This window comes from Paraburkholderia sp. RCC_158 (genome assembly GCF_041355255.1).
Lineage (GTDB): Bacteria > Pseudomonadota > Gammaproteobacteria > Burkholderiales > Burkholderiaceae > Paraburkholderia > Paraburkholderia graminis.
The window spans coordinates 463020-478062 of sequence record NZ_JBFUPM010000003.1; the positions used below are offsets into that span (position 1 = coordinate 463020).

Consider the following 15043-nt stretch of genomic DNA (forward strand, 5'->3'; position numbering starts at 1 on the left):
GCCCCACGGCTATTGATCGAACGCCGCCAGATATTCCGCCCATTGCGGCGCGGTTTCGAGTGCGAGCGCGTTCTTGACCAGATTGATCTCGTCCGCATATTCGGCGGCGGAGAACGCGCCGCGAATCAACTGAAAGCGGCAATACAGCAGATACGTATTGACGACGTCGGTCTCGCAGTAATTGCGGATTTCCTCGATGCGCCCTTCCTGATACGCCTGCCACACCTGGCCGCCGTCCATGCCCATCTTGCCGGGAAAGCCGCACATCTTCGCGAGCGCGTCGAGCGGCGCGTTGGCGCGCGCCTGGTACATCGCGAGGACGTCCATGAGATCGGTATGGCGCGCGTGGTAGCGGCTGATGTAGTTGTTCCACTTGAACTCGCGGTCGTCCTCACCGAGATCCCAGAACCGGTAGGCGGGAATCCCGTTGACGAGCGCGCGGTAGTTCAGCACCGGCAGGTCGAAGCCGCCGCCGTTCCACGACACGAGCTGCGGCGTGTACTTCTCGATCACGCGATAAAACGACTGCACCAGCGCCGCCTCGCCGTCTTCGAGCGTGCCGAGCGAGCGCACGCGAAAGCCGTTGTTATCGCGAAACACGCAGGAAATCGCGGCGATGCGTTGCAGATGATGCGGCAGAAAATCGCCGCCGGTCTTTTCGCGGCGCGCGGCGAACGCGTGCTCGGCGACTTCGGCGTCGCTCATCGTGGCGGGCAAATCTTCGAGACGGCGGATGCCGGCGACATCGGGAATCGTCTCGATGTCGAAAACAAGAATCGGTGTCATCAAGTCAGAGAACGGCGTCTTTGCGAACGCCGTTAGAGGCGAAGAAGCGCTTTAACCGCACGAGCGCTTCCTGTTGGATCTGGCGCACACGCTCGCGCGTGAGGCCCATTTCATCGGCCAGCTCTTCGAGCGTGGCGGGTTCGATGTGATTCAGACCGAAGCGGCGTTCGATCACATGGCGATGCTTGTCCGACAGACGCGCGAGCCATGCGCGCGTGAGCGTTTCCAGTTCGCGATGCTGAACCTCCGCATCCGGCGACTGGCTCTGGTCGTCCGACAACAGATCGAGCAGACTGCTGGCCGGATCGAGATCGAGCGGCGCGTCGAGCGAGGCGGTGTGCTCGTTCAGCGCGAGAATGTCGGTGACTTCGTCGGTGGTCTTGCCGGTCAGATAAGCGATGTCGTCGATGCTTGCGTCGCGGCGCTCGGCTGCTTCGCCGGAGTTCATCGAATTCTTTTCCAGATGGCGCTTCGCACGCAGCACCTGGTTGAGCTCGCGAATCACGTGCACCGGCAAGCGCACGGTGCGCGCCTGGTTCATGATCGCGCGCTCGATGCTCTGTCGGATCCACCACGTCGCGTAAGTGGAAAACCGGAAGCCGCGTGTCGGATCGAATTTCTCGATGGCGTGCATCAGGCCGAGGTTGCCCTCTTCGATCAGATCGAGCAGCGGCACGCCGCGATTCAGATAACCCTTAGCGATGCTGACGACCAGCCGCAGATTGCGCTCGATCATCACTTGCCGCGCTTCGAACTCGCCCGCCTTCGCGAGACGCGAGTACTTCTGCTCTTCCTCGACGGTGAGAAGAGGCTTCACGCTGATGCGATTCAGATAATGCTGGATCGTGTCCGCCGTGAGCTCGGCTTGCAGCAGCGCGCGGAAGTCGTCCGCATCGGGCACGACCTCGGCTGCGCCTTCGCGCGCGTCGCCGCCTTCTTCGGCGCTCGGGCGCTCGTCGAGCTCGCGCTCTTCGACGAGCTCCTCTTCCGCTTCCGAAGCGCCGCTGTCGTCCACCGAAGCGGACGTGGCATTGCTGATCGTTTCAGATTCGGCTTGCGGCAGGCGGCGCTTCGGTTTCGGCATGGTCGTATCGCTTATTGCGGCGGCAAATACTTCAGTGGGTCGACAGGTTTACCCTGCCGGCGAACTTCGAAATGCAACATGACACGGTCTGAATCGCTGTTACCCATCTCGGCGATTTTCTGCCCCTTCGTGACCGCATCCCCCTCTTTTACCATCAAAGAGCGGTTGTGTGCATACGCGGTGAGATAAGTTGCGTCATGCTTGATGATAATTAGATTGCCGTAACCACGCAGCCCATTTCCGGCATAAACCACGCGGCCGTCCGCGGAAGCCTTCACCGCTTCGCCCGCCGCGCCGCCGATATTGACGCCCTTGTTGGTCGAATCGTTGAAGGTGCCGAGCAACTGGCCGCGCACCGGCCAGGAGAAGCTGATGTTGCTCGACGCGCCGGCAGTCGAATCGCTTGCTGCAGCGGCGCTCGACGGCGGCGTCAGCGCCGCGCTGTTCGCGCTCGAGCCGTAGATAGGCGGCGCTGCCACGCCGGCTGCCGCGCCCGTTGACGGCGCCGCGCCATTGAGCGGCGCGCTTTGCACCGCGCCGTTACTGCCGAGCGGCGCAGTCGCGACGCCCGGCGTCAGCGCAGCGGTGTTCGCGCCCGGCGGCACCACGCGCAGCAGTTGATCGACCTCGATCTGATTCGGGTTCGTCAGGTTGTTCCACGCGGAAATGTCGCGGTAGTTCTGGCCGTTCTCGAGTGCGATCCGGTACAGCGTGTCGCCCGGCTTCACGCGATAGTAGCCAGGCGGCGGCGGGCCGAGCGGCACGGCCGGTTGCTGCCCGGCCTGCGCGGCTTGCGTGCCGAGCACGCCGCCGCCGGAGCGGTCGACGACCGGCGCCTGATCGAGCCGGGATGCACAGGCTGTCATCAACAGGGACAAGGCGAGCACGCACACGCTACGCTGGGTTACGGACATGGGGACGTTCAGGCTGGTTCTTTGCATCGCGCGCAACATACTCATCGGTGTCAAATCACTCCGGATTTTAAGGGTACAAAGAAAACGCGATCAAGCTGCGACTCGCGCCACTGCGCCGGCCCAAGGCGCTCGACGAGCGTCAGCACCTGGTTCTGGCCTTCCTGCGAGCCGACCGGCGCGATCAGGCGGCCGCCGATCGCGAGTTGTTCAAGTAATGCTTGCGGCACGTCGAGGCCCGCGGCGGCGATCAGGATCGCATCGAAAGGCGCCGCCGACGGCAGCCCCAAACGTCCGTCGCCATAGTGCAGCCGGATGTTCGGAATTCGCAGCGGACGCAAGTTTGTCTTCGCGCGCTCGGACAACGGCTTGATGCGTTCGATCGAATACACCTCGCGCGCGACCTGGCTCAGCACCGCCGCCTGATAACCGCAACCGGTGCCGATCTCGAGCACGTTGTTCAGCGCACGGCCCGTTGCGGCGAGCTCGATCATTCGCGCGACCACCGACGGCTTCGAGATGGTCTGGTGATGGCCGATCGGCAACGCCGCATCTTCGTAGGCCTGAACCGCGAGGCCGGGATCGACGAACATATGGCGCGGCACCACGGACATCGCGCTCAACACGCGCTGATCGGTGATGCCGTTCGCACGCAGGCGTTCGACCATGCGTTCGCGAACCCGTTCCGACGTCAATGCGGTTGCACGGTTCAGCGCAACGTTCGGCGCCACGCCGCGCTCGTTCGAGCGGCTTGTCACGGACTTGGCGGACGGCGAGGACGGTGCAGAGGAACTCACGGCCTTGCTCGCGGCTCGCGTAGACGACGACGCTGCACCCTTCACCGCGGACGACGGACGCGCGCCCGTGCTCTGCGCAATCGGCCGCGCCGGCGTCTTCACCGCAGGCGCGGCGAGCGCCTTGGGCGGCGTCACGATGAGCGGCCTCGCTGGCGTGCCGGCCGGCAATCTGTCCGCGACCGAAGCCGGCGCTCTCGCCTGCTTCGGCTGCGCCTTGCCAGCCGAACCGGGCTGCCCATGCTTCGCCGGCTGCTGCCGCGCATTGAGCGCGGCACTCGCGGCAAGCGCCGCCGCGCGCACTTCCCCTGGACGGCCTTCGGGCCGGCGCGGCTCGCGCACCAGATCTTCGAGGCCGAGTGGAAAGCGCTTCGCGCGCTCGCTCGTCATGAAGCGCCGCTGCCCGCGCGCGCCCAGTCGTGTGCGGCCGGCAGCATTTGCGTGTGCGTCAGATCGAGCTGCAGCGGCGTGATCGACACATGGCCGTTCGCGACCGCGTGGAAATCCGTCCCTTCGCTCGCATCGCGCGCGCTGCCCGACGGCCCGATCCAGTAGATCGGCTCGCCGCGCGGATTGGTCTGGCGGATCACCGGCTGCGACGGATGCCGCTTGCCCAGACGAGTGACGCGCCAGTCGCGCAGTTGCTCGTACGGCAGGTTCGGAATGTTGACGTTGAGAAGCGGATGCCCCGGCAGCGGCTGCGCGAGGTAATGCGCGACGATTTCCGCGGCGACGCGCACGGCGTCTTCGAGATGCACCCAGTCTTTATCGACGAGCGAAAACGCGATGGCCGGCACGCCGAACATGATGCCTTCGGTAGCCGCCGCGACGGTGCCCGAATAGAGCGTGTCCTCGCCCATGTTCTGGCCGTTGTTGATGCCCGATACGACGAGATCCGGCGTGTGGTCGAGCATGCCCGTCAACGCGATGTGCACCGAGTCGGTCGGCGTGCCGTTCACGTAGTAGAAACCATTGGCCGAGCGCAAAACCGAAAGCGGCCGCGACAAGGTCAGGGAATTCGACGCGCCGCTGCAGTTCTGCTCGGGCGCCATCACGGTCACGTCGGCGAGCGGCTTGAGCGCTTCGTAAAGCGCGCCGAGGCCGGGCGCCAGGTAACCGTCGTCGTTGCTGAGTAGGATTCGCATGCGGCGATTGTAACCGAGGAAAGATGGCGCGCGAACGACACGGCAAGCGCGTTGCGCAGGCCACGCAAAGCGCTTGCGCTGGTGTGTGAATGCGGGCTTGTTGTCTTGTCCCTATGCGCTCGTGCGCAGCGCAGTAAATGCAGATCGATGCGCGGCGCCCTGCTTCCGCCGAACCGCGAACCCGCGAAACGTACGGTCGTGCGCATGCATTACACTCGAAGCCATTGCGAACTCTGATCGAATGGAGACACGATGCGCGCGATTCGCTGCAATCAGTACGGCCCGCCGGAGAGCCTCACCGTCGAAGAGTTGCCTGATCTGGAACCGCCGCCAGGGCATGTCGTGATCGACGTGAAGGCGGCCTCCGTCAACTTTCCCGATGTGCTGATCATCCAGAACAAGTATCAGTTCAAGCCGCCGCTGCCTTTTACGCCAGGCTCGGAAGTCGCGGGCATCGTGCGCGCAGTCGGTGCGGGCGTCACGCAGTTCACGCCCGGCTCCCGCGTGGTCGCGTTCACGGGCTCGGGCGGCTTCGCGCAGCAGGCGCTTGCGAGCGAGTCGGCCTGCGTGCCGCTCGCGGAAGACGTCGACCTCGAACTGGCCGCGGCCTTCACGCTCGCGTATGGCACGTCGCATCACGCGGTGGTGGACCGCGCCGCGCTGCAAGCCGGCGAGACGATGCTCGTGCTGGGCGCGGCGGGCGGCGTCGGACTCGCGGCGGTCGAAATCGGCAAGGCGCTCGGCGCGCGCGTGATCGCGGCGGCGTCGAGCGATGAAAAGCTCGCGGTGTGCTTGCAACATGGCGCCGACGCGACGATCAACTACACGACCGAGGACCTGCGCGAGCGCATCAAGACGCTCACCGACGGCAAAGGCCCGGACGTGATCTACGATCCGGTCGGCGGCGTGTATGCGGAGCCGGCGTTTCGCAGCATCGGCTGGCGCGGTCGCTACCTGGTGGTCGGCTTCGCGAACGGCGAGATTCCGAAGCTGCCGCTCAATCTGACGCTGCTCAAGGGCGCGAGCGTGGTCGGCGTGTTCTGGGGAGACTTTGCGAAGCGCGAGCCCGAGCGCAATCATGCGGCGTTCCGGCAGATGGTCGGCTGGATCGGCGAAGGCAAGCTCAAGCCGCATGTGTCCGCGCGTTATCCGCTCGATGAAACGGCGCGCGCGCTGCGCGATATGGCCGAGCGTCGCGTGATCGGCAAGGTGGTGATCACGCCGTAGCCGGCCTCGCTGAGAAGCGGCGCTCGCTCAAACAAAAACAGCGTGCGGCTCTGCGAGCCCACGCTGTTTTTTTTGGCGCTTTGAAGTTTGCGGCGCCTACAGTTTTTCGGTGTCTCCGGTCTTCGGCTGCCACTTCATCAGATGCCGCTCGCCGACGCCGACGATCGCATCGAGAATCAGCGCGAACGCGGTCAACACGAGAATGCCGGCGAACACGGTATTGATGTCGAACGTGCCTTCGGCCTGCAGGATCAGATAGCCGACGCCGCGCGCGGAGCCGAGATACTCGCCCACCACCGAGCCCACGAACGCGAGACCCACCGACGTATGCAAGCTCGAAAAGACCCAGCTCATCGCGCTCGGCAAATAGACGTAGCGCAGCAGTTGCTTGCCGTTTGCGCCGAGCATGCGCGCGTTCGCGAGCACGACCGGACTCACTTCCTTCACGCCCTGATAGACGTTAAAGAACACGATGAAGAACACCAGCGTGACGCCAAGCGCGACCTTCGACCAGATGCCAAGACCGAACCACACGCCGAAGATCGGCGCGAGAATCACGCGCGGCATCGAGTTCGCGGCCTTGATGTATGGATCGAACAGCGCGCTCGCAAGCGGCGACAGCGCGAGCCATAAACCGACGCCGAGTCCGAGCGCCGTGCCGAGCGCGAACGCGAGCACGGTCTCGAGCAGCGTGATCCATAGGTGCAGATAGATCTCGCCGGTCGTGAACCATTCCCAGATCCGCAGCAAGACTTTTTGCGGTTCGCCGAAGAAGAAAGCCGCCTTGTTCGGGTCGTCGAAATAAAACGCGGGCAGCAGTGTCGGGCTCGTCAGCACGTACCAGAGCACGAAGCACAGCACGAGCAGCAGCCACTGCCAGATCACCAGATTCGCCCGGTTCGGGCGCAACGTCTTCCACATGACTCGGTTTGCCTCGGTTTGGCTTGGACGGTTGATAGACGTAAAGCGCGTTGCGTTCAGAGAGCGTTCAATGAGACGTCATACAGCGGTGAGTTGCTGTTGATAGCCTTTTAGCACCTCGTCGCGCAGCACGCTCCAGATCTGCGCGTGCAACTCGACGAAGCGCGGATGCGAACGGATTTCGGCGACGTCGCGCGGACGCGGCAAGTCGATCGTGAATTCGCCGATGGGATGCGTGCCCGGCCCCGCCGAGAGAACGACCACGCGATCCGACATCGCAATGGCCTCGTCGAGATCGTGCGTGATGAAAAGCACGGCCTTGCGCTTTGCGGCCCACAGGTCTAGCAACTCGTTTTCCATGAGTTGCCGCGTCTGGATGTCGAGTGCGGAAAACGGCTCGTCCATCAGGATGATGTCGGGGTCGAGAATCAGCGTTTGCGCCATCGCGACGCGCTTGCGCATGCCGCCCGACAATTGATGCGGATAGCGGTCGCCGAAACCGCCGAGACCCACGCGCTTGAGCCACTCCTCGGCTTTGGCGCGCGCTTCCTGCTGCGCCACGCCGTGAAACGCGAGGCCGGCGATCACGTTGTCGATAGCTGAGCGCCACGGCATCAACGCGTCGGCCTGGAACATGTAGCCCGCGCGCCGGTTGATGCCGTTCAACGGCTCGCCGAATACGCTGACCGTACCCGCCGACGGCCCGAGCAAGCCCGCGCCGACATTCAGCAACGTGGACTTGCCGCAGCCGGTCGGGCCGACCACCGAGACGAACTCGCCGGGCGCGATCCGCAACGTGGTGTCCTTGACCGCCGTATAGCGCTGCGCGCGGTTGTCGCGTGCGGCGAAGGTGCAAGTGATGTTTTCGAGCGCCAGAGCTGCAACGGTCATGGTTCGACTCGCTTCGAGGATCGGTTGTTCGATGATAGGCTGACACGCGCCGCGCGCGGCATGTCGTCGTCGCGCGGCGCTCGAAGTTTTACGCCTTGACGGTGCTGAGCGCTTTCTTGACGAAGTCGTTGGTCCACGTCTTCGACACGTCGATCGGCTTGCCCTGCACGGTCGCGTCGAACGCCTGCAAGGTCTTGAGCGCGGTGCCGGGGCCGTCGGTCGGCATGAGGCCATCGGGCGACATGGCTTCCTTGACGTGCTGCCATGCGTCGAGATAAACGGCGCGATCGCCGAGCAGATAGCTCTCCGGCACGGTGTTGATCAACTCGGTGCCAGTCGCCGTCTGCAGCCACTTCAGCGCGCGCACCATTGCATTGGTCAGCGCCTGCGTGGTGTTCGGATTCTTCGTGATGAAGCTTTGCGACGCATACAGGCAGCCTGCCGGCATGTCGCCGCCGAATACGCTGCGCGTATCGGCAAGCGTGCGCGTGTCGGAGACGATACGAATGTCGCCGGTGCGTTCGAGCTTGGTCATCACCGGGTCGAGGTTCGCCAGCGCGTCGATCTGCCCGGACTGCAGCGCGGCAATCGCGCCCGCGCCCGCACCCACGCCGATGAACGCGACGTCTTTCGCGGTCAGCCCGCCCTTGGCCAGCACGAAGCTCGCCATGATCGACGTCGACGATCCGGGCGCGGTCACGCCGATCTTCTTGCCACGCAGATCGGCGATCGACTTGTAGTTGGGCATCGTCTTCTTCGACACCGCGAGCACGATTTGCGGCGCGCGTCCTTGCAGCACGAATTCGCGGAACGACTGCTTTTGCGCCTGCAACAGCAGCGTGTGTTCGAATGCGCCGGACACCACATCGGCGCTGCCGCCCACCGCCGCCTTCAACGCTTGCGAGCCGCCGGCGAAGTCGGAGATTTCGACGTCGAGTCCTTCGTCCTTGAAGTAATTGCGGCGCTCGGCAATCGTGAGCGGCAAATAATAAAAGAGGTTCTTTCCGCCGACGGCAATGGCCACCTTCGTGGTTTCCAGTTTGCCCTGTGCGAAGGCGAGCGGCGTGGCCGTGAGCGTGGCGCCGGCAAGCGCGGCCGTACCGGCGAGGAAGCTTCTGCGATGCATGTTGGTTGTCTCCGAGGCTCTTGCAATTCTGCTGTTGCGATTTTATTTGCAGGTTGCTGCAGGCGTTGTACGTGCGTGCGCGGCGTTCATGTGTCGGTCACATGGCTCACATGGCGCTCATGTCTCTCACGCCGCACTCACACAACTTGTTGCGCATGCAACCTTGCGATGTGGTCTGCATCATAACCTAGCGACTGCAGGACTTCATCCGTATGTTCACCCAGTTCGGGGCCGAGCCAGCGCGTTTCGCCGGGCGTCTCCGAGAGCTTCGGCGTGACCGCGGGCAGCGTGATCTCGCGGCCGTCCTGCCACTTGAAGCGCTGAATCATCTGACGCGCGAGGTACTGCGGATCGGTGAACATATCGGCCACGCTGTAGATGCGCCCCACCGGCACGTCGGCGGCATTGAGCACTGCGAGCGCTTCGTCGATGGTGCGCGGCGCGAGCCACTCGGCGATCGCCGCGTCGATTTCCCCGGTGCGCGGCACGCGGCCGTCGTTGTGTGCGAGAGCGGGATCGTTCGCGAGATCCTCGCGTTCAATGGCGATCATCAGCCGCCGGAAAATCGGATCGCTATTGCCGCCAATCACGATGCTGCCGTCGCGGCAAGGGTACGTATTCGACGGCACGATGCCCGGCAGCGACGCGCCGGTGCGCTCGCGCACCATGCCGTACACGCCGTATTCGGGCACCACGCTTTCCATCATGTTGAAGACGGCCTCGTACAGCGCGACGTCGACGACCTGCCCTTTGCCGCCGTTCACCTGCTTGTGATGCAGCGCCATCAACGCGCCGATCACGCCGTGCAGCGCCGCAATCGAATCGCCGATCGAAATGCCGATGCGCGGCGGCGGCAATTCCGGATAGCCGGTGATATGACGCAGACCGCCCATCGACTCGGCGATCGCACCGAAGCCAGGCCGGTCGCGATACGGCCCGGTCTGGCCGTAACCGGAAAGCCGCACCATCACGAGCCCCGGATTTTCCGCCGATAGCACGTCGTAACCGAGCCCCAGCTTTTCGAGCAAGCCAGGCCTGAAATTCTCGACGACGATGTCTGCTTCACGCGCGAGGCGGCGCACGATCTCCTTGCCCTCCTCGGCCTTCAGGTTGATCGTGACGGACTTCTTGTTGCGCGCCTGCACGGCCCACCAGAGCGACGTGCCGCCGACTTCCGGATAAAGCTTGCGCCACTTGCGCAGCGGATCGCCGCCTTTCGGATCTTCGATCTTGATGACGTCGGCGCCGAACTCGCCGAGAAAGCGCGCGGCGAATGGGCCGGCGATCAGGGTGCCGAGCTCGAGGACTTTGACGCCGGCGAGCGGGCCAGCGCCGGGTGGGTTTTGCGGCGCGCCGTTCGCGCCCGAATCGGGAGTTGCGCTCATAGTCTCCTTCTCTGTTTTTGCTGTTTTGGCTGTTTCGGCGGCAGCGCTGGCGCCCACTCGTGCGGCTTGCCGCTACATCGAGCGGCGGTCGAGCATCGCGCGCGCGATGGTGCCCGCGTCGACGTATTCCAGTTCGCCGCCCACCGGCACGCCGCGGGCGAGGCGCGTGACGGCCAGACCGCGCGCCTTCAGCGTTTGCCCGAGATAGTGCGCGGTGGCCTCGCCCTCGTTGGTGAAGTTGGTGGCCAGCACGACTTCTTTAACGATGCCGTCCGACGCGCGCTTCACCAGCCGGTCGAAATGTATCTCCTTCGGGCCGATGCCGTCGAGTGGACTCAGACGCCCCATCAGCACGAAGTAGAGGCCGCGATAGGTCATGGTCTGCTCGAGCATGATCTGATCGGCGGGCGTCTCGACGACGCACAGCAACGTTGGATCGCGCTCCGAATCGAGGCACACTTCACAGATCTGCGCTTCGGTGAAGGTGTTGCACTTCTCGCAGTGCTGCAGATGCTCGGTCGCGAACAGCAACGCGCGGCCGAGCTTTTCGGCGCCGTCGCGGTCGTGCTGCATCAAATGGTAGGCCATGCGTTGCGCGGACTTCGGCCCGACTCCAGGCAGCGCGCGCAGCGCTTCGACGAGCGCCGACAAGGCGGAAGGTTGTTTCATGCGGATCGGCGTCGAGGTGAGTGAGGCCCGGGAATGCGGATTGGAACGCGTTTTTTGCGAACGTGGTACGAGCTTGTTTCAGCGGGCAAAGCTACGCGTGGCGATCTGCCGGCAGGTGGCATGGAGCGGCTCTTCACCGGCGAGTCTGGTCAGACATCGCGCAGCAGCAATGGGCAACGATGCGCGTCCGCGCGCGTCTCGCGAGGCGCACGGGCAGGCATCGCGCGGTAGGACCGATCACGAGTTCGACGCGTGCCGCGCTCTGCGTCGACCCTCTTTACTCAGCCGCTTTGTGCACGCCCGGCAGACGACGTTGCCAGTTTGCCGCGTCGCCTCGAACCCTCGCTTAGAACGGCAGCTTGAAGCCGGGCGGCAGCGGCAGGCCCGAGGTCATTCCGCCCATCTTTTCCTGCGCGGTCGCTTCGGCCTTGCGCACGGCGTCGTTGAATGCAGCGGCGACGAGGTCTTCGAGCATGTCCTTGTCGTCGGCGAGCAGGCTCGGATCGATCGACACGCGGCGCACGTCGTTCTTGCAGGTCATCGTCACCTTGACGAGACCGGCGCCCGACTGCCCTTCGACTTCGATCTGAGCGAGCTGCTCCTGCATCTTCTTCATGTTTTCCTGCATCTGCTGAGCCTGTTTCATCAGCCCGGCGAGTTGACCTTTCATCATGGAAATGCTCCTTCTTGATAGCGTGAAATTCGGGAATCGGGCGCGCTTTTAATGTGCTTGCGTTCAGCGGCGCGGCGAATCAGTGAACCTGGGACGCGCCGTTCTGGCCGACGTCCGGAGTAATCGGGCGAATCGAGCCCGGCACGATGCTCGCGTCAAATTCGCGGATCAGCGACTGCACGAACGGATCGGCGCTGATCTCGCGCTCCGCTTCCTGCTGACGTTGCGCGCGCATTGCGGCGTCGTGAGCGGCTGCAGTGCGGCGGGCCGGGCCGACTTCGACCACCACGTCGACATGCTGGCCGAGCTTGTCGGCGAGCGCCGCCTTGAGCTTCGCGACTTGCGAGGTTTCCGCGTACTGCGGCACGGGCACGTTGAGTTTGAGCGTGTTGCCTTCGAGCGCCATCAGTTCGCTGTTGAACGCAAGCTGATACGAAATGCCCTTGAGCGGCAGATCGACGGCGAGCGCCGGCCAGTCGCCGTTGAAGCCCAGCGGGTCGAGCGGCACGGCGGGCGGCAGCGGACGCCGATCGACGGCCGGTGCCGGTGCGGACGGTGCCGACGCGTTCACGCGGACGTCGTCCGGACCGCTGTCGAACACGGGCATGTAGTTGTCGTCGGGCGGGCCGTAGTAGCCGTCGTCCGATGCGGAAAGCGGCATGTAGTCGTCGGGCGGCATGTCGTCCCACGGCGGAACCGGCGAGCCGTTTTGCTGCGCGTCGTTGCGGGTCGCTGATTGCGCTGATTGCGCTGATTGCGCTGATTGTGCTGATTGTGCTGATCGTGCTGGTTGCGGTGGTTGCGGTGGCTGCGTCGACTGAGCCGATTGCGCTGACGCGCGCACGGTCGACGCGGGCGGCTGCTGCGCAGCAGCGCCGCGCGGCGCGCCGGGCGTCGGCACGGGGACTACCACGCGTGGCGCGGCTGGCTTCGGTGTTGCGGGCGCCGCAGCTTTCGCGGCCGGGGCGGCACTCGCGCGGCCACGATCGGACGATACCTTCAACCCGGCGCTGCGCAGAACGTCGAGCGCTGCGCTCGCACCGCCCGCGCGACGCGGCGGCATTTCAGATTCGGCTGCGGCGGCGTTGTGGCCTGCGGCTTGATCGACCGCTTCGCTCGCGCGTGCGAACGCGGCGGCGGCGGGCGGGTTCAATGCGGCGGGAGGCGCATCCTCGGCGAGCTTTTTGTCAGTGGAGGCGGAGTCGGATGCAGCGGTAGTTGCGGTGTCGACGGCGGACGCTTGCGCCGTATTCGGAGGTGTCTGTGCGGAACCCGTCTCGACGGCATCCGAAGATGCGGTGACAGACGCCTGCGCTGCTTCCGAAAATCCAGCGGCGGATGTCTGCGTCGCATCGGAACGCTTGGCGGCGGACGCCTGCGTCGCGTCGGAAGGCCGCGCGGCGGATGCCTGCGCCGCATCGGAAGACGCAGTGCCAGCGGATGCAGAAGCAGAGGCATCCGATGCGTCTGCGGCGGCGGGTCTATCAGCTACGGGCTCAGCCGGCGCGTCCTCCCACGGCGCCAACGGCGGCGCGGCAGCGGCCTGCGCTGCGGCAGGCGTTGCGCTGGACGGCGCGGACGCCGGAGCACTTGCCGCCGATCGCTCCAATTCTGCGCTCTCTACCACTGACGAAGAGGCGGCCTCGACCGCTGACTCAGACGCCGCAGCCGCTGTACGCGCTACATCGTGCGCCGCACGCTCCGCCGCATTCCCGCCATCCTGCCCCGCTGCGGACTGCGCATCCCGCCCAGCGGGCTCCATCGAATCGGCTCGACGAACCGGCTCGGCTAACGCAGCGGGTTCGGAAGACACCTTAGCTGCCACATCTCGCGACTCACCAACCGGCGACGCAACCGGGGACGCAGCCGCAGCAACGCCGCCCACCCCCGCCCTGCCCGCCCCGCCCATCGACGCAACACTCCCAGGCGAAGCCAACGCGCGTGGCTGCGCGGCCACCGCCGGCGCGCCCGCCCGCTTCGATCCACCCGCGCCCGCCTGCCCGGCTTGCGCACCAGACCCCGCGACGCCGCCACCGCCGCCCGTCGGCGCCGGCTCGAAAGCCAGCATGCGCAGCAGCGTCATCGTGAAGCCCGCGTATTCGTCGGGCGCGAGGCCGAGCTCGCTTCGTCCGATCGTCGCGATCTGATAGAACAACTGCACCTGCTCGGCGCTGAGCGTCTCGGCGAAACGCCGCAAATCGCCGGCTTCGGGCCATTCATCCAGTACCGACGACGGCGCGAACTGCGCCCACGCAATCCGATGCAGCAAGCTCGCGAGATCCTGCAGCGCCGTGGAAAACGACAGACTGCGCAGCGCCATTTCGTCGGCAATCGTGAGCACCGTTGCGCCGTCGCCCTGCGCGAGCGCATCGAGCAGGCGAATCAGGTAGCTCTGATCGAGCGCGCCGAGCATGCCGCGCACGGCTTCTTCATTGACCTGATTCGCCGAGTAGGCGATCGCCTGATCCGTCAGCGACAGCGCGTCGCGCATCGAACCGTCGGCGGCACGCGCGAGCAGACGCAACGCCTGCGCCTCGTAAGGCACTTTCTCTTCGCCGAGAATGTGTTCGAGGTGCGAGACGATATGGCCGGCCGGCATCTGCTTCAGATTGAACTGCAGACAGCGCGACAGCACCGTGACCGGAATCTTCTGCGGATCGGTGGTGGCGAGAATGAACTTGACGTGCGGCGGCGGTTCTTCGAGCGTCTTCAACATTGCGTTGAAGGCGTGATTCGTCAGCATGTGCACTTCGTCGATCATGTAGACCTTGAAGCGCGCGTCGACCGGCGCGTACACCGCGCGCTCGAGCAGCGCCGCCATTTCGTCGACGCCGCGATTACTCGCCGCGTCCATCTCGACGTAATCGACAAAGCGCCCTTCATCGATCTCGCGGCACGCCCGGCACACGCCGCACGGCGTGGACGTCACGCCCGTTTCGCAATTGAGCGCCTTCGAAAAAATGCGCGACAGCGTGGTCTTGCCGACGCCCCGCGTGCCGGTAAACAGATAGGCGTGATGCAGACGGCCGCCGTCGAGCGCGTGCGTGAGCGCGCGCACCACGTGCTCCTGTCCGACGAGCGACGCGAAATCCTTCGGCCGCCATTTGCGTGCGAGAACTTGATAGGTCATCCGGAAATTGTATCAGTAACAATGCCGCGCAAAACCGATTCGGCTGGCCGCGCGAACGCGCGTCGCCCCTCGATTGAAAGCGGCTAATGAAACGATAGAAAAAAATAGTCGCGCGGGGCGCAGTGCGGGTTGCGTGCGGGTTGCGTGCGGGTCCGTGTGCGTTGCGTGCGTTGTGCAGAGAGTACGCCCACCGCCGCGCGGCAAAGGCCAAGGGCCAAGACACCGCGAGCACGCTTGCGAAGCGAACGGACGAAGCAAAGCGAACCGGCATCTGAAGCAGATGCAATGTCGGCAAACGCAA

13 protein-coding genes are annotated in these 15043 nt (G+C 64.9%); 1 reads left to right on the forward strand and 12 read right to left on the reverse strand.

All coding sequences use genetic code 11. The features are described from left to right. Positions 1 to 9 precede the first annotated feature (9 nt). From AB6809_RS09055 to surE, 5 genes are read right to left on the reverse strand one after another with little or no spacing between them, the layout of a single operon-like run. Complete coding sequence (locus tag AB6809_RS09055) at positions 10 to 786, reverse strand: 3'-5' exonuclease (RefSeq protein WP_371026449.1); 777 nt, start codon at positions 784 to 786, stop codon at positions 10 to 12. Between the two features lie 4 nt (positions 787 to 790). Continuing rightward, positions 791 to 1870 carry an RNA polymerase sigma factor RpoS gene (rpoS, locus tag AB6809_RS09060; protein WP_006048876.1) on the reverse strand — a complete coding sequence of 360 codons (1080 nt, stop codon included), beginning with the start codon at positions 1868 to 1870 and terminating at the stop codon, positions 791 to 793. Between the two features lie 11 nt (positions 1871 to 1881). Then, the gene (locus tag AB6809_RS09065; RefSeq protein ID WP_006048875.1) at positions 1882 to 2829 is read right to left on the reverse strand and encodes a peptidoglycan DD-metalloendopeptidase family protein; all 948 of its coding nucleotides are present in this window, start codon (positions 2827 to 2829) and stop codon (positions 1882 to 1884) included. Between the two features lie 5 nt (positions 2830 to 2834). Next, positions 2835 to 3965 (reverse strand): protein-L-isoaspartate(D-aspartate) O-methyltransferase, encoded by a 1131-nt coding sequence (locus AB6809_RS09070; protein ID WP_371026403.1) that lies wholly within the window; start codon positions 3963 to 3965, stop codon positions 2835 to 2837. Further along, complete coding sequence (gene surE / locus AB6809_RS09075; RefSeq protein WP_006048873.1) at positions 3962 to 4720, reverse strand: 5'/3'-nucleotidase SurE; 759 nt, start codon at positions 4718 to 4720, stop codon at positions 3962 to 3964. Before surE ends, AB6809_RS09070 begins: the two co-directional genes overlap by 4 nt. A gap of 252 nt (positions 4721 to 4972) precedes the next feature. Here surE and AB6809_RS09080 point away from each other — a divergent pair, with 252 nt between their 5' ends. Beyond that, entirely contained in the window at positions 4973 to 5947 is a 975-nt protein-coding gene (locus AB6809_RS09080) for an NADPH:quinone oxidoreductase family protein (protein WP_053858025.1), read from the forward strand. Between the two features lie 96 nt (positions 5948 to 6043). Here the strand turns inward: AB6809_RS09080 and AB6809_RS09085 are convergent, their stop codons facing one another. The 7 genes from AB6809_RS09085 to dnaX all read right to left on the reverse strand — a co-directional run bounded on the left by AB6809_RS09085 (position 6044) and on the right by dnaX (position 14742). Then, positions 6044 to 6868, reverse strand: coding sequence for an ABC transporter permease (locus AB6809_RS09085; RefSeq protein WP_006048871.1), 825 nt, complete (start codon positions 6866 to 6868; stop codon positions 6044 to 6046). 78 nt (positions 6869 to 6946) lie between these two features. Next, complete coding sequence (locus tag AB6809_RS09090; RefSeq protein WP_006048870.1) at positions 6947 to 7759, reverse strand: ABC transporter ATP-binding protein; 813 nt, start codon at positions 7757 to 7759, stop codon at positions 6947 to 6949. Between the two features lie 88 nt (positions 7760 to 7847). Beyond that, a complete protein-coding gene (locus AB6809_RS09095) occupies positions 7848 to 8885 on the reverse strand; it encodes an ABC transporter substrate-binding protein (protein WP_029968283.1) in 1038 nt (345 codons plus the stop codon). A gap of 137 nt (positions 8886 to 9022) precedes the next feature. Continuing rightward, positions 9023 to 10270 carry a CaiB/BaiF CoA transferase family protein gene (locus tag AB6809_RS09100; RefSeq protein ID WP_371026404.1) on the reverse strand — a complete coding sequence of 416 codons (1248 nt, stop codon included), beginning with the start codon at positions 10268 to 10270 and terminating at the stop codon, positions 9023 to 9025. Positions 10271 to 10342: 72 nt separating this feature from the next. Beyond that, positions 10343 to 10939, reverse strand: coding sequence for a recombination mediator RecR (gene recR, locus AB6809_RS09105; protein ID WP_102634031.1), 597 nt, complete (start codon positions 10937 to 10939; stop codon positions 10343 to 10345). Positions 10940 to 11285: 346 nt separating this feature from the next. After that, positions 11286 to 11612, reverse strand: coding sequence for a YbaB/EbfC family nucleoid-associated protein (locus AB6809_RS09110; protein ID WP_006048866.1), 327 nt, complete (start codon positions 11610 to 11612; stop codon positions 11286 to 11288). A gap of 79 nt (positions 11613 to 11691) precedes the next feature. Further along, positions 11692 to 14742 carry a DNA polymerase III subunit gamma/tau gene (dnaX, locus tag AB6809_RS09115; RefSeq protein ID WP_371026406.1) on the reverse strand — a complete coding sequence of 1017 codons (3051 nt, stop codon included), beginning with the start codon at positions 14740 to 14742 and terminating at the stop codon, positions 11692 to 11694. Between the last annotated feature and the right edge of the window lie 301 nt (positions 14743 to 15043).

Excerpts from the sequence above, each read along its gene's own strand:
- AB6809_RS09055 (WP_371026449.1), bottom strand. The coding sequence starts at position 786 with ATGACACCGATTCTTGTTTTCGACATCGAGACGATTCCCGATGTCGCC.
- rpoS (WP_006048876.1), bottom strand. The coding sequence starts at position 1,870 with ATGCCGAAACCGAAGCGCCGCCTGCCGCAAGCCGAATCTGAAACGATC.
- AB6809_RS09065 (WP_006048875.1), bottom strand. The coding sequence starts at position 2,829 with ATGAGTATGTTGCGCGCGATGCAAAGAACCAGCCTGAACGTCCCCATG.
- AB6809_RS09070 (WP_371026403.1), bottom strand. The coding sequence starts at position 3,965 with ATGACGAGCGAGCGCGCGAAGCGCTTTCCACTCGGCCTCGAAGATCTG.
- surE (WP_006048873.1), bottom strand. The coding sequence starts at position 4,720 with ATGCGAATCCTACTCAGCAACGACGACGGTTACCTGGCGCCCGGCCTC.
- AB6809_RS09080 (WP_053858025.1), top strand. The coding sequence starts at position 4,973 with ATGCGCGCGATTCGCTGCAATCAGTACGGCCCGCCGGAGAGCCTCACC.
- AB6809_RS09085 (WP_006048871.1), bottom strand. The coding sequence starts at position 6,868 with ATGTGGAAGACGTTGCGCCCGAACCGGGCGAATCTGGTGATCTGGCAG.
- AB6809_RS09090 (WP_006048870.1), bottom strand. The coding sequence starts at position 7,759 with ATGACCGTTGCAGCTCTGGCGCTCGAAAACATCACTTGCACCTTCGCC.
- AB6809_RS09095 (WP_029968283.1), bottom strand. The coding sequence starts at position 8,885 with ATGCATCGCAGAAGCTTCCTCGCCGGTACGGCCGCGCTTGCCGGCGCC.
- AB6809_RS09100 (WP_371026404.1), bottom strand. The coding sequence starts at position 10,270 with ATGAGCGCAACTCCCGATTCGGGCGCGAACGGCGCGCCGCAAAACCCA.
- recR (WP_102634031.1), bottom strand. The coding sequence starts at position 10,939 with ATGAAACAACCTTCCGCCTTGTCGGCGCTCGTCGAAGCGCTGCGCGCG.
- AB6809_RS09110 (WP_006048866.1), bottom strand. The coding sequence starts at position 11,612 with ATGATGAAAGGTCAACTCGCCGGGCTGATGAAACAGGCTCAGCAGATG.
- dnaX (WP_371026406.1), bottom strand. The coding sequence starts at position 14,742 with ATGACCTATCAAGTTCTCGCACGCAAATGGCGGCCGAAGGATTTCGCG.